We start from the raw sequence: 22,087 nt of genomic DNA, 5'->3' as shown, positions 1-22,087 counted from the left end.
GTGCTGACTGGGTGTGATCTTCTTCTCGATTAGATCTCGAAGAAACCGCCCCAAACCGGGCATTCAGCCCTGAAGTCGATACTCTTCGAGGAGTCGTCGGCCAATGATCATTTTCTGGATCTCGGCGGTTCCTTCACCGATCAGCAGCATGGGCGCCTCTCGGTACAGGCGCTCGATCTCGTACTCCTTCGAGAAGCCGTAACCGCCGTGGATCCGGAACGCGTCCTCCACGACTTCCTTGCAGTATTCGGACGCCAGGTACTTCGCCATCCCTGCTTCGAGGTCGTTTCGCTCCCCGGAGTCCTTTTTGCGTGCTGCGTTTACCATCATCGCATGGGCGGCCTCGACCTTGGTAGCCATCTCCGCGAGCTTGAACTGAATTGCCTGGTGCTGTGCGATCGGCTTGCCGAAAGTGTGCCGTTGCTGGGCATAGGAGACACCGAGTTCGAAGGCACGCTGAGCGACGCCGCAACCACGCGCCGCCACATTCACACGGCCGACCTCGACGCCGTCCATCATTTGGTAAAACCCCCGGCCGGTGGTCCCGCCGAGTACGCGATTGGCTGGAATGCGCAGGTCATCCATGACCAGCTCGGTGGTATCGACACCCTTGTAGCCCATCTTGTCGATCTTGCCCGGGATGGTCAGGCCGGGGCGCACCTCACCGAACCCCGGCTCCTTCTCCACCAGGAAGGTCGTCATCGACTTGTGCGGGGCCGTGCCCTCGGGGTGGCCTTCGTCACTTCTGACGAGTACGGCCACGAGCGTTGACGTACCGCCGTTCGTCAACCACATCTTCTGACCGTTCAGGACGTACTCGTCGCCGTCCTTGACCGCCTTCGACGTGATCGCCGACACGTCCGAGCCGAGCGCCGGCTCCGACATGGAGAACGCCCCGCGGACCTCGCCGAGCGCCATCCGCGGCAGGAAGTACTCCTTCTGCTCCCGCGTGCCGTGCTGCTTGAGCATGTACGCCACGATGAAGTGGGTGTTGATGATGCCGGACACCGACATCCAGCCGCGCGCTATCTCCTCCACGCACAGCGCGTACGTCAGGAGCGACTCGCCCAGGCCGCCGTACTCCTCGGGAATCATCAGGCCGAACAGGCCCAACTCCTTGAGCCCGTCCACGATCCGCTGCGGATACTCGTCGCGGTGCTCGAGGTCCGTCGCGACCGGGAGGATCTCTTTGTCGACGAAGTCACGGACGGTGGACAGGATTTCCCGCTGGACATCCGTGAGGCCCGCGGTCTGGGCGAGTCGGGACATGGCTACTTCTCCTGGCTCTTCGGCTCCGGGCGGCCGGGCTGCTCGCCGCCGCGCTCCTTGATGTACGTCTCGGTCGGCACCATCACCTTGCGGCGGAACACGCACACCAGGGTGCCGTCCTGCTTGTAGCCCTTGGTCTCCACGTGGACGATGCCGCGGTCCGACTTCGACTTCGACGGCGTCTTGTCGAGGACCGTCGTCTCGCCGTAGATGGTGTCGCCGTGGAAGGTCGGCGCCACGTGCTTGAGCGACTCGACCTCCAGGTTCGCGATCGCCTTGCCCGACACGTCCGGCACGGACATGCCGAGCAGCAGCGAGTAGACGTAGTTGCCCACGACGACGTTCTTCCCGAAGTCCGTCGTCTTCTCCGCGTAGTTGCTGTCCATGTGCAGCGGGTGGTGGTTCATGGTGAGCAGACAGAACAGGTGGTCGTCGTACTCGGTGACCGTCTTGCCGGGCCAGTGCTTGTAGACGGCGCCGACTTCGAACTCTTCGTAGGTACGGCCGAACTGCATGTCCCTCACGCCTCCGGAGCTTCGAACACCGACGTGCGCCGCATCCCCGCCGCACGGCCCTTCCCGGAGATGACGAGCGCCATCTTCCGGCTCGCCTCGTCGATCATCTCGTCGCCGAGCATCGCCGAGCCCTTCTTGCCGCCCGCCTCGGAGGTGTAGTACGCGTACGCGTCGAGGATCAGCTCGGCGTGGTCGTAGTCCTCCTGGGACGGCGAGAACACCTCGTTGGCGGCCTCCACCTGGCCGGGGTGCAGCACCCACTTGCCGTCGAAGCCGAGGGCCGCGGCGCGCCCGGCCACCTCGCGGTAGCCGTCGATGTTCTTGATCTGGAGGAAGGGGCCGTCGATCGCCTGGAGGTCGTGGGTGCGGGCGGCCATCAGGATGCGCATCAGGATGTAGTGGTACGCGTCCGCCGGGTAGCCGGGCGGCTGCATGCCCACGACGAGCGACTTCATGTTGATCGACGCCATGAAGTCGGCAGGGCCGAAGATGATCGTCTCAAGTCGTGACGAGGCACCGGCGATCTCGTCAACATTGACCAGACCCTTCGCGTTCTCGATCTGCGCCTCAATGCCGATGCGCCCGACCTCGAAGCCCATCGTCTTCTCGATCTGCGTGAGCAGCAGGTCAAGGGCCACGACCTGCTGGGCGTCCTGGACCTTGGGCAGCATGATGCAGTCGAGGTTCTGGCCCGCGCCCTCGACGACGGTCACGACGTCGCGGTACGTCCACTCGGTGGTCCAGTCGTTGACGCGCACCACGCGCGTCTTGCCCGTCCAGTCGCCCTCGTTGAGGAACTTGACGATCGTGTGCCGTGCCTCCGGCTTGGCGAGCGGCGCGCAGGCGTCCTCCAGGTCGAGGAAGACCTGGTCGGCGGGGAGGCCCTGGGCCTTCTCCAGGAAGCGGGGGTTGCTCCCGGGCACCGCGAGACAGGAGCGGCGCGGGCGAAGGCGGTTGATCTCGGGAAGGTGCGCGGCGGAGCCGCTCGTGGGAGGGGTGGTGGCGGGCGACGGGCGGGTCATGCGGGGACCTCCAGGGGGTCGAGGTGGTTCGCTGTGCGGATCTCGTCGACGATACGGCCGATGATCTCCGTGATGCCGAAGTCCTTGGGGGTGAAGACGGCGGCCACGCCCGCCGCCCTCAGGTCCTCGGCGTCACTGCTGGGGATGATGCCGCCGGCGATGACGGGGATGTCGTGCGCACCGGCGGCGCGCAGCCTGGTCAGGACGTCCGGCACGAGCTGCGCGTGCGAGCCGGAGAGGATCGACAGGCCCACCGCGTGCACGTCCTCCGCGAGCGCCGCGTCGACGATCTGCTCGGGGGTGAGCCGGATGCCCTGGTACACGACCTCGAAGCCGGCGTCACGGGCGCGGACCGCGATCTGCTCGGCGCCGTTGGAGTGCCCGTCGAGGCCGGGCTTGCCCACCAGGAAGCGGAGCTTGCCGGTGCCCATGTCCGCGGCCGTCTTCTCGACCTTCTCGCGGACCAGGGCGAGCGGCGTGCCCGCCTCCGCGGTGACCGCGAGCGGCGCCCCGGAGACCCCCGTGGGCGCCCGGAACTCGCCGAAGACCTCCCGCAGGGCCCCCGCCCACTCGCCGGTCGTGACACCGGCGCGGGCGCACTCCAGGGTGGCCTCCATGAGGTTGCCGGTGCCCTGCGCGACCTCCTTGAGCCGGTCGATGGTCTGCTGGACGGTCGGGAAGTGGAACGGGTCGCCGCCGCCCTGCCGGTCGGAGGACTCCTGCCGCGTGGCGCGCCAGTCGCGCACCGCGGTCACGACGCGCGCCTCGACCGCCGGGTCGACCGTCATGATCGCCGTGTCCAGGTCGGCCGTGAGCGGGCTCGGCTCCGTCGCCTCGAAGACGTTCACGCCCACGATCTTCTCGTCGCCCGCCTCGATCCGCGCGCGCCGCTCCGCGTGCGAGGACACCAGCTGCGCCTTCAGATAGCCGGACTCGACGGCCGCCATCGCGCCGCCCATCTGCTCGATGCGGTCCATCTCCTCCAGGGACGCCTCGACGAGCGCGTCGACCTTGGCCTCGACGACGTGCGAGCCCGCGAAGATGTCCTCGTACTCCAGGAGGTCCGACTCGTGCGCGAGGACCTGCTGGATGCGCAGTGACCACTGCTGGTCCCAGGGCCGGGGCAGGCCGAGGGCCTCGTTCCAGGCCGGGAGCTGCACGGCCCGCGCGCGGGCGTCCTTGGAGAGCGTGACGGCGAGCATCTCCAGGACGATGCGCTGGACGTTGTTCTCCGGCTGGGCCTCGGTCAGGCCGAGCGAATTCACCTGCACGCCGTAGCGGAAGCGCCGCTGCTTGGGGTTGGTGATGCCGTAGCGCTCGCGCGTGACCTGGTCCCAGATGCGGCCGAACGCGCGCATCTTGCACATCTCCTCGATGAACCGCACGCCCGCGTTCACGAAGAACGAGATGCGCGCGACGACGTCACCGAACTTCTCCTCCGGCACCTGCCCGGAGGCGCGCACCGCGTCGAGGACGGCGATCGCCGTGCTCATCGCGTACGCGACCTCCTGCACCGGCGTGGCCCCCGCCTCCTGGAGGTGATAGCTGCAGATGTTGATCGGGTTCCACTTGGGGATGTGCGCCACGGTGTACGTGATCATGTCGGTGGTGAGCCGCAGGCTCGGTCCCGGCGGGAACACATGGGTGCCGCGCGACAGGTACTCCTTGACGATGTCGTTCTGCGTCGTCCCCTGGAGCGTGGTGATGTCGACGCCCTGCTCCTCCGCGACGACCTGGTAGAGCGCGAGCAGCCACATGGCCGTCGCGTTGATCGTCATGGAGGTGTTCATCTGCTCCAGGGGGATGTCCTGGAACAGCCGCCGCATGTCGCCGAGGTGCGATACGGGGACGCCGACCCGGCCCACCTCCCCGCGCGCGAGGATGTGGTCCGGGTCGTAGCCGGTCTGGGTCGGCAGGTCGAACGCGACCGAGAGGCCCGTCTGGCCCTTGGCCAGGTTGCGCCGGTAGAGCTCGTTCGACGCCTCTGCCGTGGAGTGCCCGGCGTACGTCCGCATGAGCCACGGCCGGTCCTTCTGGCGTTCCGTCATGTGCGTAACCTCGGTGTCCTTGGTGTCCTCAGTGGTCCCGGCGTGCTCGGCGTGCTCGGGGGTCTCGCCGTTCTCAATGACCTCGGCGTCCTCAGACGTTGCGGAAGCGGTTGATGGCGTCGATGTGCCGCGCCCGCGTCTCGGGGTCGCGCACGCCGAGGCCCTCGGCGGGCGCGAGCGCGAGGACGCCGACCTTGCCCTGGTGCAGATTGCGGTGCACGTCGTAGGCGGCCTGCCCGGTCTCCTCCAGGGGGTACACCTTCGAGAGCGTCGGGTGGATCTTGCCCTTGGCGATGAGCCGGTTGGCCTCCCACGCCTCGCGGTAGTTGGCGAAGTGCGAGCCGATGATGCGCTTCAGGGACATCCACAGGTAGCGGTTGTCGTACTCGTGCATGTAGCCCGAGGTGGAGGCGCAGGTGGTGATGGTGCCGCCCTTGCGGGTCACGTAGACGCTGGCGCCGAAGGTCTCCCGGCCGGGGTGCTCGAAGACGATGTCGATGTCCTCGCCACCGGTGAATTCGCGGATGCGCTTGCCGAAGCGCTTCCACTCCTTGGGGTCCTGGGTGCGCTCGTCCTTCCAGAACCGGTAGCCCTCGGCGTTGCGGTCGATGATGGCCTCGGCGCCCATGGCGCGGCAGATCTCCGCCTTCTGGGGGCTGGAGACGACGCAGATGGGGTTGGCGCCCCCGGCGAGCGCGAACTGCGTGGCGTACGACCCGAGTCCGCCGCTCGCGCCCCAGATCAGCACGTTGTCGCCCTGCTTCATGCCCGCGCCGTTGCGCGAGACGAGCTGCCGGTACGCGGTGGAGTTGACCAGACCGGGGGCGGCGGCCTCCTCCCAGCTCAGGTGGTCCGGCTTCGGCATGAGCTGGTTGGACTTCACCAGGGCGATCTCGGCGAGCCCGCCGAAGTTGGTCTCGAAGCCCCAGATGCGCTGCTCCGGGTCGAGCATCGTGTCGTTGTGCCCGTCGCTGGACTCCAGTTCCACGGACAGGCAGTGCGCGACGACCTCGTCGCCGGGGTGCCAGGCGTTGACGCCGGGCCCGGTGCGCAGCACGACGCCCGCCAGGTCGGAGCCGATGACGTGGTACGGCAGGTCATGACGCTTCGTCAGGTCGCTGAGTTTGCCGTACCGCTCCAGGAAGCCGAACGTCGACAGGGGCTCGAAGATCGACGTCCACACGGAGTTGTAGTTCACGCTCGACGCCATCACCGCCACCAGGGCCTCGCCCGGGCCGAGTTCGGGCACCGGGACCTCGTCCAGGTGCAGCGACTTGCGCGGGTCCTTGTCGCGCGTGGCGAGCCCCGCGAACAGCTCGGTCTCGTCCTTGTGCACGGTCACGGCGCGGTACGAATCGGGCAGCGGCAGCGCGGCGAAGTCGGCGGCCGACGTGTCCGGCGATTGGATCGCGTCCAGGATTTCCTGCATGGGTTGCCTCCGGCGAAGGGCACCCCGTGGGGGGCGCTCTGAGGGGTACGTCGGGGTGGTGCGTGGCGTGGTGCCCGGGTGCTTCGAGGGGTGTGGGTGCTCGGTGCTCGACGGGTGCGAGGGGGCCTCGGACCCGGGGGTTACGGGAGGTGCGAAGCGGTGGTGCCGTCGGTTCGGCGGAGGTGGTGCTGCGGCGGCGCCGTGGTGGGGCGCGGGAGGTGCCTGTGACGCAGGCGTCCGGGCGCGCTCGCCGAGGCTTGCGGGGACAGCCGGCGTACGGGTGGTGTCCGTGCGCCGGCCGCCCGGACAACATCAACGTATGACACCGCGTGCCAGTCGGCAAGACACTCAGTGCCAACAATTTCACTCAGTTGTCATTGCCTCGGTTCATCTGAGCGATGATCGATCATTGCAGGTCAGAAGGGGTGCGCCGGGCAGGCGTAACGACGCCCGCCCGCTCCCGGGAGGGGAGCGGGCGGGCGGAAGGGTGGTGCGGGACGAATCAGGGGCGCGTGCGCAGGGCCTTCTCGATGGTGCGCATGATCTCGTCGAGGGGCGCGTCCGTGCGGGCCACGGTCACCAGGACCTCACCTCGGTCCGAGACGGTCGCGGGCGCCCCCGAGGGGGCCGCGTCGCGCCCGGCGCCGATGCCCGTCCCGAAGGTCCGCCGCACGATGCCGAAGGCGTGGTCGAGCTGGCCCTCCACGTCCCCCTGGCCCCCGGCCCGCAGCCACCGCCGCAGCACGTGGTTGTGGGCCGTGACGACGGCGGAGGCCGCGACCTCCGCGAGCAGCGGATCGTCGTTGCCGTCGTGGTGGGCGTGCTCGTCGAAGTGGCCCAGGAGATAGCGCGTGAACAGCCGCTCGTAGCGCGCCACGGAGGCGATCTCGCGCTCCCGCAGCGTCGGGACCTCGCGCGTGAGGCGGTAGCGCTCCACGGAGACGGCGGGCGACGCCGCGTACATCTTCATGACTTCCTTGATGCCGCGGCACACGGTGTCGAGCGGATGCTCGTGCGCGGGCGCCGCGTTGAGCACGGCCTCCGCACGGATCAACGTGTCGTCGTGGTCGGGGAAGATCGCCTCTTCCTTGGAGCGGAAGTGGCGGAAGAAGGTCCGCCGGGCCACCCCGGCCGCGGCCGCGATCTCGTCGACCGTCGTGGCCTCGTACCCCTTGGTCGCGAACAGCTCCATGGCCGCGGCCGCGAGCTCGCGGCGCATCTTGAGCCGCTGTGCGGCGGCACGGCTGCCCGCGGCGCTCTCCGGAGCGTCGGGCGTAGCGGGCGTACGTGAGGACTTGGCGGCCTTGGGCATGACCCGAACGTACTGCATGTGTGCAGCTGAGTGCGCCCGCGGGAGCGGACCGCCCGAGGGTTCGAGCAGCCCTCCCCAGTCCGCCCGCCCGGCGCGCACGACACCGTGCGCGGCGGGCGGGCCCTCCGGGGCCGGGTCAGCGCCGGGCATATTCGCGGAAGCCACGGCCCGTCTTGCGGCCGAGGCAGCCCGCGGCCACCAGATGCTCCAGGAGCGGCGCGGGTGCGAGGCCCGGCTCGCGGAACTCGCGGTGCAGAACCTTCTCGATGGCCAACGACACGTCCAGGCCGACGACGTCCAGGAGCTCGAAGGGGCCCATGGGGTAGCCGCCGCCCAGCTTCATCGCGGCGTCGATGTCGTCGAGCGACGCGTAGTGTTCCTGGACCATCTTGACCGCGTTGTTGAGGTACGGGAACAGCAGGGCGTTCACGATGAACCCGGCCCGGTCCCCGCAGTCCACCGGATGCTTCTTGATCGTCGCGCACAGCTCCCGGGCCGTCGCGTGCACCTCGTCGGTGGTGAGCACCGTCCGCACGACCTCGACGAGCTTCATCGCGGGCGCCGGGTTGAAGAAGTGCAGACCGATCACGTCACCGGGGCGCGAGGTGGCCCGGGCGCAGGCCACGACCGGCAGCGAGGACGTGGTGGTGGCCAGGACGGCACCGGGCTTGCAGATCTTGTCGAGCGTCGCGAACAGCTGCCGCTTGACCTCCAGGTCCTCCGCGACGGCCTCAAGGGCCAGATCGACGTCCGCGAACGCCTCGTACGAGTCGCTCGGCGTGATCCGGTCCAGGGTCTTCGCGGCCGACTCCGCCGTCATCCGGCCCTTGTCGACGGAGCGCGCGAGCGACTTGGCGATGCGGGTCCTGGCCGCGACGGCCTTCTCCTCGCTGCGGGCCGCCAGCACGACGTCGTACCCGGCCTTGGCGAACACCTCCGCGATCCCCGACGCCATGGTGCCGGAGCCGGCCACGCCCACCGAGCGCACCTCGCGCCCCCGCGCCTGCCGCGCGCCCTCGACGGGCGTCAGCGCGTCCCGCACCACCTCGCCGCTGTCCGGCTCGGCGTACGTGTAGAAGCCGCGGCCCGCCTTGCGCCCCGTCAGGCCCGCCTCGCTGAGCTGCTTGAGGATCGGCGCGGGCGCGTGCAGCCGGTCGCGCGACTCGGCGTACATGGCGTCGAGGACGGTGCGGGCGGTGTCGACGCCGATCAGGTCGAGCAGCGCGAGCGGCCCCATCGGCAGGCCGCAGCCGAGCCGCATCGCCGCGTCGATGTCCTCGCGGCTCGCGTACTTCGCCTCGTACATCGCCGCGGCCTGGTTGAGGTAGCCGAAGAGCAGTCCGTCGGCGACGAATCCGGGGCGGTCGCCGACGGCGACGGGCTCCTTGCCGAGCGCGGCGGCGAGTTCGGTGACGGTGGCGACGGCCGCGGGGGCGGTCAGGACGGACGAGACGACCTCGACGAGCTTCATCGCGGGAGCCGGGTTGAAGAAGTGCAGGCCCAACACCCGCTCGGGGCGGGCCGACTCGGCGGCGAGCCGCGTCACGGACAGGGCGTTGGTGCCGGTGGCGAGGATCGCGTCCGGGCGCACGATGCCGTCGAGCGCGCGGAAGATCTGCTGCTTGACCTCGTACGACTCCGGCGCCACCTCGATCACCAGGTCCGCGTCGGCGGCGGCCTGGAGGTCGGTGGAGGTGCGGAAGCGGGCGAGGGCGTCCGCGCGCTCGCCCTCGGTGAGGCGCTCGCGGCGCACGGCGCGCGCCGTCGAGGCCTCCAGGGCGGCGACGGCGTGCGCGGCGGCCTGCTCGCTGATGTCGATGCCGATGACCTCGCGGCCCGCGACGGCGAGGACTTCGGCGATGCCCGCGCCCATCGTGCCGAGGCCGACGACGGCGACGGTGTGCAGCGGCGCGCCGGAGGTGCTGGACGTACGGGACGAACGGGCGGAGGGAGCGTCCATGCGGGGACTCCAGGGAGTGAGTGACGACTGAGAGGGCGCACGCGCGGGGCGCGCGGAGGGGCGCATCGGACACGACGGCGCGCGCGTGGAAGCCACGCGAGCGGCGTGAAGGGGTGTACGGCGCGCGTGAGTTGCGCGAGAAGGGGAGCCGACGGGCCCGGTCCCGGAGCCACGTCGTCCTGCGGTACGTGCGTACCGAACCGACAACACTCTCGACGGCTGCGTCACCAGGCCGTCAGGAGTCGTGGAACTGCTGCGTGGAGCTACTACGGGGAGTGTGCCCCGCTCACTTGAGATTAACCGGTGAGTAACGAGCGCGCCAGCCCCCGGTGCCTGTGACCTCGGTCGCGACTAGGCTCACCGCATGGATGCGGAGTTGCGGACGGTGACGGATCGCTTACGACGCGAGGCGGCCGCGTCGGGAGCGCTGAAGGCGTACGAGAGGCTGCTGGCCGTCAGTGATCCGGACGAGCTGGCGGGGATGCTCCAGGCGGCTGGACAGCCCCTGTGGGCGCGGGAGTTGGCGGCGGTGCGGCTCGGCGTCGCGGGCGACAAGCGCGCCTTCGAGTCGCTCGTGCTGCTGCTCAACCACCGGGACCCGCCGCGCTGCGCGGCCGCCGCGTACGCGCTCGCCCGGCTCGGCGACCCGCGCACGGCGCGCGCGGCGGCCGCGCTCGCCACGAACGAGCTGCGGGTGGCCTACGCCCTGCACCCCGTGCGGCTGCTCACCGAGCTGCGCGCCCCGGAGTCGGCGCCCGCGCTGATCACCACGCTGCGCCGCCGCCTCGCGCCCAACGACCCGTACGGCAAGGTGGCGCTGGCCTGTGTGGAGGGCCTGGGCGCGCTGGGGGACGCCCGGGCGATCCCGGTGCTCACGGCCGCCGTCGCCCACCCGCGCCTCGCGGCGGCCGCCTCGGCGGCCCTGGCGCGGGTGTCGGCGTGAGCCGTCCGGGCACCAGGGGCGTGCGTACGGTCGCCGGCGGGCCGGACCGCGCGGCCGGGGCGAGGCCGTGGGGCCGGTGGCGAGGCCCCCGGGCCGGGCTACGCGCCCCCGGATCCGGGGCCGGGCTACGCGCCCGCGGCGGCCTCGTCCGGGACGATCGCCAGGGCTTCTATCTCCATCAGGAACTCGGGCGAGATCAGCGCCGCGACCTGCATCGCCGAGGACGCCGGAAGGCGCGCCGGGTCGAGATGGGCGTCCCGTGCGGCGCGCACCGCGGACATGTGGGACATGTCCGTGACGAAGTACGTCAGCTTGATCACGTCGTCGAAGGTGGCGCCCGCGGCCGCCAGGCAGCGGCGCAGATTCTCGAAGACCCGCATGGCCTGGGCCGCGGCGTCGCCCGCGCCCACCAGCTCGCCCCGCTCGTCCAGGGCGAGCTGGCCGGAGACGGCGACCAGTCGGCCGGTGCCCGTCACGACGTGGGTGTACGCCGTGGCAGGTGCGACTCCGTCAGGGGCGTGGATGTGCGTCAGTCGGCTCATGATCCCCATGGTGGACCATGGGTCTGACAACGCCCCCGGCGGAGTCGCGCGGACGCCGGGCTCGGCTCCGCGGACACCGGGTCCGGCTGCGCGGGCCCGCCGGGCGCGGGATCAGCTGCGGAAGCCGAGCAGCCCGTGCAGTTCGGCGCTCCGCGCCGCCTGGCCGCGCGCCGGTGCCCGTCGCGGCTTCGGGTCCGGCAGCGCCTTGCACACCGCGTCGACCTCGCCGCCGCTGCTCGGCACCCGGCCCTTGTCGAGGTACTTCGCCAAGTACCGGTCCAGGCAGGCGTTCCCGCTCAGGGTGACGCCGTGGTTGCCGCCGCCCCACTCCACCACGAGGCGCGAGCCGCGCAGCTTGCGGTGCATCGTGATCGCGCCTTCGTAGGGGGTCGCCGCGTCGTCCGTCGCCTGGAAGAGGAGCACCGGCGGCAGCGCGGAGTTGCGGACGTCCGTCGGGCGCAGGCCGGTGGTCGGCCAGAACGCGCACGGCGCGTTGTACCAGGCGTTGTTCCAGGTCATGAAGGGCGCCTTCGCGTACACCGCCCAGTTGTCCGCGCGCCACCGGTCCCAGTCGCGCGGCCACGCCGCGTCCCGGCACTGCACGGCCGCGTACACCGAGAAGCCGTTGTCGCCCGCCGCGTCCACGGCGCCCAGGCTCTCGTACGCCTTCACGAGGGGCCCGGTCCGCCGGTGGTTCGCGTAGGCCGCGAACGCGTCGGCGAGCTGGGGCCAGTAGCCGTTGTAGTAGCCGCCCGGCAGATAGGTGTCCTCCAGCTCGGCGGCGCCGACCTTCCTGCCCGCGGGCTTCTCGGCGACGGCCGCGCGCATGGCGTACCACTTGGCCTCGACCTTGTCCGGGTCCTTGCCGAGCTTGTACGTGGTGTGGTGCTTGGCCACCCAGGCGAGGAACGCCTTGTGGCGGGCGTCGAACGCGAAGTCCTGGCTGAGGTTGGCCTCGTACCAGACGGTTGTCGGGTCGACCACGGAGTCGAGCACCATGCGGCGCACGTGGTGGGGGAACAGCCGCGCGTAGACGGCGCCCAGGTAGGTGCCGTACGAGTACCCGAAGTAGGAGATCTTCCGGGCGCCGAGGGCCGCGCGGATGGCGTCGATGTCCTTGGCCGCGCTGACCGTGTCGATGTACGGCAGCACGTCCGCGTACTTCTTCGCGCACGCCTTGGCGAAGGCCTGGACCCGGCGCAGGTTCGCGCTCTCCAGGGCGGGCGTCGCCGGCACCGAGTCGGGCCGGACCGGGGCGGAGTGCCCGGGGCGGCAGGTGAGGGCCGGGGTGCTGCGGCCGACGCCGCGCGGGTCGAAGCCGACGACGTCGTACTGCGCGGCCACCTTCTTCGGCAGGGCCGCGGCGACGGATCCGGCCATCGTCAGGCCGCTGCCGCCGGGGCCGCCGGGGTTGACCAGGAGGGGCCCCTGGTACGTCTTCGCGGTGTGCCGCACGCGCGAGAGGGCGAGCGTGATCTGCTGCCCGTGCCGGTGGTCGTGGTCGAGCGGCACCTTCAGGGACGCGCACTGCAGGCGCGGGTGGTCGGGCGTCGCGCACTTTTTCCACACGAGGGCCTTCGGCGGGTGCGGGGTGCGCGGCGTGGTCCGTGAGTCGGCGCCCGCGGCGGCGGGCACCGCCGCGACGAGACCGGCCATCAGGGCGGCGACACCGCACAGCGAGACGGCGCTTCTTCTCATCGAGCCTCCCGGGACGGAGGGTTCGGGGCCGTGCGGCCCACGACCCCCGCCGCATGGTCCCGGAATCCCTGCCCGGAAGAGGTCGTTCTGACAAGAAATGACCTGAAAGGAGCACGGTCTGAACGGGTGCCCGCCGCCCTTCGGTCAGAGCAGCGTGAGCTGCGTGGCCTCTGGTGCGGACGCGGTCTCCTGGGGTGCCTCCCGGAGTGCGCGGATGCGGCGCGCGCCGCCCGCGCGCGAGGGGCCGATGCCGAACTCCTCGGCCAGCTCGTGCACCTGGCGGGTGACGCGGCGCTGGTACCACTTGGGCGCGTAGGCGCCCTCGGCGTACAGGCGCTCGTAGCGCCGCACCAGATGCGGGTGGTGGTGTCCCAGCCACTCCATGAACCACTCGCGCGCGCCGGGGCGCAGATGCAGGACGAGCGGGGTCACCGACGTGGCCCCGGCCCGGGCGACCGCCCGCACCGTGGCGCGCAGCTGGTCCGGGTGGTCGCCGAGGAAGGGGATCACCGGCGCCATCAGGACGCCGCAGCCGATGCCGTGCTCGGTGAGCGTGCGCACGACCTCCAGGCGGCGCCCGGGCGCGGGCGTGCCCGGCTCGACGGTGCGCCACAGGGCCTCGTCGAGGAAGCCGACGGACACCGAGATGCCGACGTCGGTGACGGCGGCGGCCTGGCGCAGCAGGTCCAGGTCGCGCAGGATCAGCGTGCCCTTGGTGAGGATCGAGAACGGGTTCGCGTGCGCGCGCAGGGCCTCGATGATGCCCGGCATCAGGCGGTAGCGGCCCTCCGCGCGCTGGTAGCAGTCGACGTTCGTGCCCATCGCGATGTGGTCGCCGTGCCAGCGGGGCGAGGCCAGCTCGCGGCGCAGCAGGTCGGGCGCGTTCACCTTCACGACGATCTGGCTGTCGAAGCCGAGCCCGGTGTCGAGGTCCAGATAGCTGTGCGTCTTGCGCGCGAAGCAGTACACGCACGCGTGCGTGCAGCCCCGGTAGGGGTTGACGGTCCACTCGAAGGGCATGCGGGAGGCCCCGGGCACGCGGTTCACGATCGTTCTGGCCCGGACCTCGTGGAAGGTCATCCCACGGAACTCGGGCGTGTCGAAGGTCCGGGTGGTCACCGCGTCCGCGCCGAACAGCGCGGCGTCCGCGGTGCCCCGGCGCGGCCCGTCGGACAGGCTCTCCCAGCGCATGACGCCTCCTCGGTAGCACTGGCCACAGAATAGAACACATGTTCCCTTGATCGTGCGGACGTCACCCCCGACCTGAGGGGGACCCGATTTGGGGCGCCGCCGCACGGGGTGGTTGGGTGACGGTCGAACCTTTGAGACACCAACTGGAGGAAGTGCCATGGCGCAGGTCGAGGCGACCACGGAGCGGATCATCACGGCGCGGCCGGAGGACGTCTTCGATGCGCTCGCCGACTACAGCGGCACGCGCGCGAAGGTCCTGTCCGAGCACTTCAGCGAGTACGAGGTGCGCGAGGGCGGCGACGGCGAGGGCACCCTCGTCCACTGGAAGCTCCAGGCCACCAGCAAGCGCGTCCGCGACTGCCTGCTCGAGGTGAGCGAGCCCACCGACGGCGAGCTGGTCGAGAAGGACCGCAACTCGTCCATGGTCACCACCTGGCGCGTGACCCCCGCGGGTGAGGGCAAGGCGCGCGTGGCCGTCTCCACGGTGTGGAACGGCGCGGGCGGCATCGGCGGCTTCTTCGAGAAGACCTTCGCCCCCAAGGGCCTCGCCCGCATCTACGACGCCGTCCTCGACAAGCTCGCCGCCGAGGTGGAGAAGTAGCCGGAGCCGAGACCGGCCGGGGCGCCGACGGGCAGTCGGGGCCGCCCGGCCTGAGGTGAGGAACGGCGGCGAGAAATCGCCGCACCCGGCAGGGGAGTTGGGGCCGGTGCGACACGGAGCCGTGTCGCACCGGCCCCAACTCCCGTTTAAGCCATCAGGGTTGTTCCCACGCTCACCGTTTCGAGTGGTTTCCGGCGCGGTCCGGTGGTGCGCCGTAGGGCTCCCACCGGCGCTTACGTGCGCCGGTGCACCTCTCGGGGGGACTCGTCGCGCTTGCTCGCAGTTGTCGCGTAATGCGAGAAATGGGCGGCGCAGGCGTGACGAGGGGAGCATCAGGTGGGCGGGACGACGCTGGCGATGAGCGCGGAGCACGACGAACGGGCGGCCACCCGGCCCCCGGCGGCGGACGCGGCCGAGGAACCACCACCCCCGGAGGACCGGGGGCCGACGCCGCGGGAGTTGAGCCCCGGCCGGGTGCGCATGGTGTTCTTCGCCCTCATGCTGGCCCTGCTGCTCGCCGCCCTGGAACAGATGATCGTGGCCACCGCGCTGCCGAAGATCGTCGGCGAACTGCACGGCCTGGACCGGATGTCGTGGGCGATCACCGCGTATCTGCTCACGTCCACCGTGGGCCTGCCCATCTACGGCAAGCTCGGCGACCTCTTCGGGCGCAAGGGCGTCTTCCAGTTCGCGATCGTCGTCTTCGTGCTCGGCTCCGCACTCGCGGGCTGGTCGCGGACCATGGACCAGCTCATCGCCTTCCGCGCCCTCCAGGGCGTCGGCGCGGGCGGCCTGATGATCGGCGTCCAGGCCATCATGGCGGACATCGTGCCCCCACGCGCGCGGGGACGCTACATGGGCGTGATCGGGGCCGCGTTCGGCCTCGCGTCCGTAGCGGGGCCGCTGCTCGGCGGGTTCTTCACCGACCACGTCTCCTGGCGCTGGTGCTTCTACTTCAACGTGCCGTTCGGCCTGGTCACCCTCGCCGTCGTCACGCTCGTGCTCAAGCTGCCCAAGCCCGCCGCCCGAGGGCGGCTCGACGTGCTCGGCGCGCTGCTGCTCACGGCGGCCTCCACCTGTCTGGTGCTCCTGACGAGTTGGGGCGGCACCGAGTACGCGTGGGGCTCGCGCGTCATCCTGGGGCTCGCGGCCGGAGCGGTCGTGGCGAGCGTGCTCTTCCTGGTCGTCGAACGGTTCGCGGCAGAACCGATCATCCCGCTGCGCCTGTTCCGTGATTCGGTCTTCAACATCACGGGTCTTGTAGGGCTCGTCGTGGGAATCGCCCTCTTCGGAGCGGCCAGTTATCTGCCCACGTACCTCCAGATGGTCGACGGCGCGAGCGCCACGGAATCCGGTCTCCTCATGCTGCCGATGATGGGCGGCCTCGTCGGCGCCTCGGTCGTCGCGGGCCAGCTCATCAGCCACACCGGGCACTACCGGATCTACCCCATCATCGGTGGCGTCCTGTCGGTGATCGGCATGTACCTGCTCTCGCGCCTGGAGGCCGACACGCCCCGGCTGCACTACAGCGTCTGGATGGCCGTCCTCGGCGCCGGTGTCGGCCTCGTCATGCCCGTCCTGGTGCTCGCCGTGCAGAACGCCGTGCGGCCCGCCGACCTCGGCACCGCCACCAGCGCCAACAACTACTTCCGGCAGATCGGCGGCAGCGTCGGAGCCGCCGTGTTCGGCACGCTCTTCGCGAACCGGCTCACCGACGCGCTGGCCGACCGGCTGCCCGACACCGCCGGTCTGCCGGATCCCGAATCGATCACCCCGCAGGTCGTCCACGTGATGCCCGCGCACCTGCGCGAGGGCTACATCCAGGCGTACGCCGACGCGATGCCCCGGATCTTCCTCTACCTGGTGCCGGTGCTCGTCCTCGGCCTGCTGTTCGCCTTCTTCCTCAAGGAGACACCCCTGTTGTCCAGTGCCGCGTCCCCCCACGCCTCCCTCGCCGAGCCTCCGGTCATCCCCGAGGCCCGCTCCCCGTACGTCGCCGGTGTCCCCGTCTGCGGCACCGTGCAGCACCCCGACGGCACCGTGGTGCCCCGCGCCGCCCTGACGCTCATCGACGTCGCGGGCCAGCAGATCGGCCGGGGCGCGAGCGGCGACGACGGGCGGTACGCGCTCGCCACCCCCGGGTCCGGGTCGTTCGTGCTGATCGCGGCGGCGGGCGGGCACCAGCCGCAGGCCGTCACCGTCACCGTCGGCGAGCGCCCCGTGGAGCTCGACGTCGTGCTCGGCGGCGCCGGGCGGCTCGCCGGGACCGTGCGCACCGCCGACGGCACGCCCGTACGGGACGCCGCCGTGACCCTCACCGACGTCCGCGGCGACGTCGTCGCCACCGCCCGCAGCGGACGCGAGGGCGGCTATGTGATCACGGAGCTGGTGGCCGGTGAGTACACCCTCGCCGCGAGCGCCCCCGCGTTCCGCCCCGCGGCCCTGCCCGTCAGCGTGCAGGCCTCCCGGGAGACCCGCCAGGACATCGAGCTCGCCGGCGGAGCCGTGCTGCGCGGCACCGTGCGGGCCACCGGCGGGCGGCCCGTCGAGGACGCGCGCGTGACGCTCCTGGACGCCGCGGGCAACGTCGTCGACACGCTCACCACGGGCGTGGACGGCACGTTCCGGTTCGTCGACCTGTCGTCCGGCGAGTACACGGTGATCGCGGCGGGCTACCCGCCGGTCGCCACGGTCCTCCAGGTCGCCGGTGGCGGCCGGACGGAGCGGGACCTCCAGCTGGGCCACGAGGACTGACCGGAACGACCGGGTCCGACAGGCCGAGCGGGACGGGCGGCCCGGCGGACCGAGAGGACCGGACAGTATGGCTCCCCGCGCGGCCAATTCGCGCAAGGCAGCGCGTGACAACCCGTCCCGGCCGTACGGTGGTTGAGGGGCGGTGCAGATCTTGCCGTGCCGTGGGAAGGAGCCTTGGCCATGGAGCGTGGGACCCCGGACGACGGGCCCGTGGCGCACAGCGCCGCGTCCGGCCGCATCCCCTTGGCCGTTGTCGTCATCGACGGCGACGGCCTCGTCTCCCACTGGAGCGCCGGCGCGCGCCGTCTGTTCGGCTACGTCAGGGACGACGCGGTGGGCCGTCCGGCGGGCGATCTGCTGCCCGTCTCCGGAGCGCTGCCGCCGCAGGACGGGACGCGCTACGGAACGTACGACGCCCTGGGGCCCGATCTGGGCAACTCCCTGGACGGGCACATCTCCTACCCGGCCGCGGGCCGGGCCCGGCTGACGCCGTCGGCGAGCGGCGGCGGGCACGGCGAGCGCGTCGACGTGCTGTGGTGGGCCTATCCGCTGGTGGGCCCCGGCCCGGAGCGGATGCTCGTGCTCGCCGCGGACGCGGCCCGCCTGGCCCGGGGCGACGACGTGGACCCCGCCCATGTGGAGCGCATAGCCCCGGGGTTCGCGCTGCACACCGACTTCCCCGGGGCCGACGATCTCGCGGGACGGCTCCCGGACATCCTGCCCAGCATGAGCGTGGCCGAGAGCGCCCGCATCGTGTCGCAGATCCTGGAACTGGGCTATCCGGTCCTGGAGTTCAGCCAGCACGACCGGGTGCCCGTCACGCCCGACTGGGGCGTACCGCGGCGGGCCGAGCGCCAGGCGCGCAAGCAGCGCGCGGCCGAGGCGGCCGCCGCCGGGCTCGCGCCGGACCCACAGGGCGCCGACGACGCCGACGACCTGGAGTACGCGGCGGTCCGCGAGCACCTGGAGTTCCTGAACGAGGTGAGCGCGCGCATCGGCTCCTCGCTCGACCTGGCCCGCACCATCCAGGAGGTCAGCAAGGCGGTCGTGCCGCGCTTCACCGACGTCGCGGGCACGTATCTGCGCGAGCAGGTCGTCGCGGGCGAGGGCTTCCCCGAAGGCGTGCCGGACGAGACCACGCTGTGGCACCGCGTCGCCGTGGAGCACACCGACGAACCGGGCCGCTGGGACGACGTCGTGCCCGTCGGCGAGTCCATGCCGTTCCCCTCGCACACGCCGTTCTTCCAGTGCATGACGTCGGGCGATCCGGTCCTCGTCCCGCGCATCACCGAGGAGATGGGCAACGCCATCGCCTCCCAGTTCGAGAAGCGCGACATCCGTCCGCTCATCAACCACCGCTCGATGCTGGTCGTGCCCCTGAAGGCACGCAACGTGGTGCTCGGCTTCATGATCCTGCTGCGCCACCGGGAGCGGCCCGTCTTCAACGACATGGACCGCGTGACCGGAGCCGAACTGGCCGCCCGCGCGGGCCTCGTCCTGGACAACGCGCGCATGTACACGTACCAGGAGTCGGTCGCCGACACCCTCCAGGACAGCATGCTGCCGCACATAGAGTCCCGGATGTCCGGCTGCGACATCGCCACCCGCTATCTGCCCGGCACCCTGCTCGGCCGGGTCGGCGGCGACTGGTTCGACTCCGTGAAGCTGCCCGGCGCGAGAACGGCGCTCGTCGTCGGCGACGTCATGGGCCACGGCCTGAACTCGGCCGCGATGATGGGCCAGTTGCGCACCGCCGTGCAGACCATGGCCGCGCTCGACCTGCCGCCCGCCCAGCTCCTGCGGAACCTGGACGACCTGGCGCAGCGGCTCGGCGAGCACTACCTGGCGACGTGCCTGTACGCGGTGTACGACCCCATCGCGGGCGATCTGCACCTGGCGAACGCGGGCCACATCCCGCCCGTCCTGGTCCGCGCCCGCTCCGGCCGCAGCGAGCTCCTCGACCTGCCGACCGGGGCGCCCATAGGGGTCGGCGGCGTGCCCTTCGAGTCCGTCCGGGTCCGGGTCGCGCCCGGCGACCGGCTGCTGATGTGCACCGACGGGCTCGTCGAGGTGCGCGGCGAGGACATAGGCGTCGGCCTCGCCACGCTCGTGGAGTCCGCGGCCCACCCCGCCGCGTCCATGGACGCGGCCTGCGACACGATCATCCGCGCGCTCAACACCCGGGGCGGGCGCAAGGACGACGTGGCCCTGCTGATGGCCCGGCTGAACGGCGTCGCCTCCGAGGACGTCGGGCACTGGCGGCTCGCGGCGGACCCCTCCGAGGTCAGCAGGGCCCGCGAGCTCGTGCGCCGCCAACTGCGCGCCTGGGGCCTCGACGACCTGGAGGACACCGCGACCCTGCTGGTCAGCGAGCTCGTCACCAACTCCGTACGGCACACTCGCGGAGGCCGCGTCGGGCTGCGTCTGGTCCGCTCCGGCCGGGTCCTGTGCGAGGTCGAGGACGAGGACCCGACGCTGCCGACGCTCCTGAACGCCGGGCCGGGCGACGAGTTCGGGCGCGGCCTGCGCATCGTGACGCGGCTCGCCAAGGAGTGGGGCACGAGCAGCGGCAGCAAGGGCAAGACGGTGTGGTTCGAACTGGAGGCGCCGCGCCGGTAGATCGAGCCGTGCCGGTGGGCCGAGCCGCGCTGGTAGGCCGGGCCGCGCCGGTGGCCCGTTCCGCGCCGGTGGACCGATCCGGGGCGATGGACCGATCCGGGGCGCGTGCCGCGCCCCGCGCCCCGTCCCGCGCGCCGGTACGCGGGCACACGCCCGGGGAACGCGTATCGAAAGCGCCGTGAAGGTGCGCGCGTGTGGCTTGTCGAGCGCCCCCCTGAGCGGTAGACCGATCTTGTCGTCGCTTTCGGCGGCACCGGTCACACCGGTCACACCCTGGGGAGCTGGGCATGAGCGTCACGAGTCGGTACCGGGAGGCGTGGGAGGGCTTCTGGAGCGAGGCACCCGAGGACGAGGGTGCCGTCTTCTGGGACGCGGAACCCGCCCTGACCGTGGGCCTGCACCTGGCCCTGTTCGAGCCGCACGTGGCCGCGCCCGGCCTGCCGTTCGTCGACGTCGGCTGCGGCAACGGCACCCAGACCCGCTTCCTCGCCGACCGCTTCCCACGCGTCCTCGGCCTCGACCTGGCGGCCGCCGCGATCGAACACGCCCGGCGCGCGGACCCCGCGGGACAGGCCGAGTACCGCCAGCTCGACGTGGCGGAGAAGAGCACGGCCGAGCAACTGCACGCAGAACTCGGCGACGTGAACGTGTACGTGCGGGGCGTCCTCCACCAGTGCGAGCCCGCCGACCGCGGGCCCTTGGCCGAGTCCCTCGCGACGCTCATCGGCGAACGCGGCCGGGCCTTCGTCGTCGAGCCGGCCGAGGCCGCGGGGCCGCTGCTCGCCGGCCTGGCCCGCAGCGCGGGCGGCCCGCCGCCCAAGCTGGCGCCGATCTTCGCCCATGGGCTCACCCCCGCCGAGGTCGCCGACGCGGAACTCCTCGACCACGTCCACGCGGCGGGCCTGACCATCCTGGCCAGTGGGGAAATCCCCCTGTCCACGACCGAATTCACCTCCGACGGCACCCGCATCGAGCTGCCGTCCACCTGGCTGGTGGCGGGCCGCACCGACGTGTCCACAGGCTCCAGTGGTCTGAACCAGTGAGACTTATCCACAGGCCTGGCACGGGGTCGGCGCGACCGCGTACGGTTTCGAGGCGTGGAGACCCTCGTCTCGGCTGTGTGCTCCTGTGGCCTGTCCTGCGGGCGTGCCGGATAGGGACATGTGAGGCCGGTGAATTCCATGCATGCCCACCGCGTCGGCCATCGGCACTGCTGCTGGCCCTGTCTGACAAGGCAGTTCGTAGTCGTTGCCGGTCAGCGCTGACGGTTCTCCCCGTGAGCCGTCGCCTCGCGGTCGTCCTGCTTCCGTGCGACAGACCGATCCGTACGCCTGTGCCGTCTCCGCCGCCGACTGCTATGTCGGCCTGCTCTGACGGCGTCCAACCGCTGGACCGCTGCCCCGTCTGCTGACTCTGCCGTCAATCACCGCGTCACCTCATGCAGAAGCCCCGCCAGGATTCACCTGACGGGGCTTCAAATGTGCAGAAGTGATCTGCTGCGTGACTCTCAGTCTCTGGGCCGCATCGTAGAACTTGGCAAGGAACCTCGCCCGTTCATAGGTCCGTAGTTGCTGGTAAGGGTTGAGGCGTAGTCGTCCGGAACGGCCTGACCCGCGAAGGCCAGCGGGAGATACGACTCCAACGCTCCTGATGCGTCCAGGAAGGGCCCGAACTTCCTGTGCCGTTCATTCTGTGCGACCGTGTTTGGGAAACCTCGGAAAACTGCAACTTCGGGATCCCTCTCGCCCCAGAACCCCCATTTTTCAGAGGGTCCAGTCACGGCAATAACGTTCGCCGAGATCGCGATCGATCCATGATTTTGCCGTCCGGCTCGTATCTGATCGTGGCCCAGTAGTCGTCCATGTCAGCGTCGACGGACAGCGGCATCGCCGGGTACATCCCGTACTCCGGGAAGTAGAACACATCGCCACCCGGCTCAAGAACCATCAGTTCGACATCCCGTCATCGTGCCATCGCGCAGAGCGCCGGCCAGAACTCCGGAGAGGGCGGCGTCGAACTCACAAAACAGCGAGTCCTCTGCACTATTTTTGAAGACCTGGCTGGGCAATCTGGCATCAAGGTCGAAGGTGGCTGCGCCACGGGAGCGAACATCCAGGTAGTCGTTGTGATCAATCAAAATCGAGTTCGCTTCTGCCGTCAGTCCTCACCTGACCAGCGTTGCCG

15 protein-coding genes are annotated in these 22,087 nt (G+C 70.9%); 5 read left to right on the top strand and 10 right to left on the bottom strand.

Annotated features, from left to right (window positions below; all coding sequences use genetic code 11):
• Nucleotides 1-63 precede the first annotated feature (63 nt).
• The 7 genes from AC5WAM_RS09295 to AC5WAM_RS09265 all read right to left on the bottom strand — a co-directional run bounded on the left by AC5WAM_RS09295 (nt 64) and on the right by AC5WAM_RS09265 (nt 9,555).
• The gene (locus AC5WAM_RS09295) at nt 64-1,269 is read right to left on the bottom strand and encodes an acyl-CoA dehydrogenase family protein (protein ID WP_495522268.1); all 1,206 of its coding nucleotides are present in this window, start codon (nt 1,267-1,269) and stop codon (nt 64-66) included.
• A gap of 2 nt (nt 1,270-1,271) precedes the next feature.
• The gene (locus AC5WAM_RS09290) at nt 1,272-1,784 is read right to left on the bottom strand and encodes a MaoC family dehydratase (protein WP_172386243.1); all 513 of its coding nucleotides are present in this window, start codon (nt 1,782-1,784) and stop codon (nt 1,272-1,274) included.
• A 5-nt stretch (nt 1,785-1,789) separates the two neighbouring features.
• Complete coding sequence (locus AC5WAM_RS09285; protein WP_216678106.1) at nt 1,790-2,806, bottom strand: HpcH/HpaI aldolase/citrate lyase family protein; 1,017 nt, start codon at nt 2,804-2,806, stop codon at nt 1,790-1,792.
• A complete protein-coding gene (locus AC5WAM_RS09280; protein WP_495522267.1) occupies nt 2,803-4,854 on the bottom strand; it encodes a protein meaA in 2,052 nt (683 codons plus the stop codon). Before AC5WAM_RS09280 ends, AC5WAM_RS09285 begins: the two co-directional genes overlap by 4 nt.
• Before the next feature lie 91 nt (nt 4,855-4,945).
• Complete coding sequence (gene ccrA / locus AC5WAM_RS09275; protein ID WP_495522266.1) at nt 4,946-6,283, bottom strand: crotonyl-CoA carboxylase/reductase; 1,338 nt, start codon at nt 6,281-6,283, stop codon at nt 4,946-4,948.
• Nucleotides 6,284-6,785: 502 nt separating this feature from the next.
• Nucleotides 6,786-7,595, bottom strand: coding sequence for a TetR family transcriptional regulator (locus tag AC5WAM_RS09270; protein WP_242725921.1), 810 nt, complete (start codon nt 7,593-7,595; stop codon nt 6,786-6,788).
• 136 nt (nt 7,596-7,731) lie between these two features.
• A complete protein-coding gene (locus AC5WAM_RS09265; protein ID WP_495522265.1) occupies nt 7,732-9,555 on the bottom strand; it encodes a 3-hydroxyacyl-CoA dehydrogenase family protein in 1,824 nt (607 codons plus the stop codon).
• 364 nt (nt 9,556-9,919) lie between these two features.
• Between AC5WAM_RS09265 and AC5WAM_RS09260 the strand changes: the two genes are divergently transcribed.
• A complete protein-coding gene (locus AC5WAM_RS09260) occupies nt 9,920-10,498 on the top strand; it encodes an adenylosuccinate lyase (RefSeq protein ID WP_495522264.1) in 579 nt (192 codons plus the stop codon).
• A 125-nt stretch (nt 10,499-10,623) separates the two neighbouring features.
• Here AC5WAM_RS09260 and AC5WAM_RS09255 read toward each other — a convergent pair whose 3' ends face one another.
• The 3 genes from AC5WAM_RS09255 to AC5WAM_RS09245 all read right to left on the bottom strand — a co-directional run bounded on the left by AC5WAM_RS09255 (nt 10,624) and on the right by AC5WAM_RS09245 (nt 13,929).
• The gene (locus tag AC5WAM_RS09255; protein WP_172386248.1) at nt 10,624-11,040 is read right to left on the bottom strand and encodes a RidA family protein; all 417 of its coding nucleotides are present in this window, start codon (nt 11,038-11,040) and stop codon (nt 10,624-10,626) included.
• A 111-nt stretch (nt 11,041-11,151) separates the two neighbouring features.
• The gene (locus tag AC5WAM_RS09250; protein ID WP_495522263.1) at nt 11,152-12,738 is read right to left on the bottom strand and encodes an alpha/beta hydrolase; all 1,587 of its coding nucleotides are present in this window, start codon (nt 12,736-12,738) and stop codon (nt 11,152-11,154) included.
• A gap of 144 nt (nt 12,739-12,882) precedes the next feature.
• Entirely contained in the window at nt 12,883-13,929 is a 1,047-nt protein-coding gene (locus AC5WAM_RS09245) for an Rv2578c family radical SAM protein (protein ID WP_495522262.1), read from the bottom strand.
• Between the two features lie 157 nt (nt 13,930-14,086).
• On the opposite strand from AC5WAM_RS09245, the gene AC5WAM_RS09240 reads away from it, so the two are divergent.
• From AC5WAM_RS09240 to AC5WAM_RS09225, 4 genes are all read left to right on the top strand, one after another.
• Nucleotides 14,087-14,530 carry an SRPBCC family protein gene (locus AC5WAM_RS09240; RefSeq protein ID WP_242725931.1) on the top strand — a complete coding sequence of 148 codons (444 nt, stop codon included), beginning with the start codon at nt 14,087-14,089 and terminating at the stop codon, nt 14,528-14,530.
• Between the two features lie 336 nt (nt 14,531-14,866).
• Complete coding sequence (locus AC5WAM_RS09235) at nt 14,867-17,284, top strand: MFS transporter (RefSeq protein WP_375256648.1); 2,418 nt, start codon at nt 14,867-14,869, stop codon at nt 17,282-17,284.
• 180 nt (nt 17,285-17,464) lie between these two features.
• Complete coding sequence (locus AC5WAM_RS09230) at nt 17,465-19,903, top strand: SpoIIE family protein phosphatase (protein ID WP_495522261.1); 2,439 nt, start codon at nt 17,465-17,467, stop codon at nt 19,901-19,903.
• Between the two features lie 287 nt (nt 19,904-20,190).
• Nucleotides 20,191-20,946 (top strand): class I SAM-dependent methyltransferase, encoded by a 756-nt coding sequence (locus tag AC5WAM_RS09225; protein ID WP_495522260.1) that lies wholly within the window; start codon nt 20,191-20,193, stop codon nt 20,944-20,946.
• The last annotated feature ends 1,141 nt before the right edge of the window (nt 20,947-22,087 follow it).

The organism is Streptomyces sp. JLYT201 (genome assembly GCF_059448825.1).
This window is presented reverse-complemented; position numbering and strand designations above follow the sequence as displayed.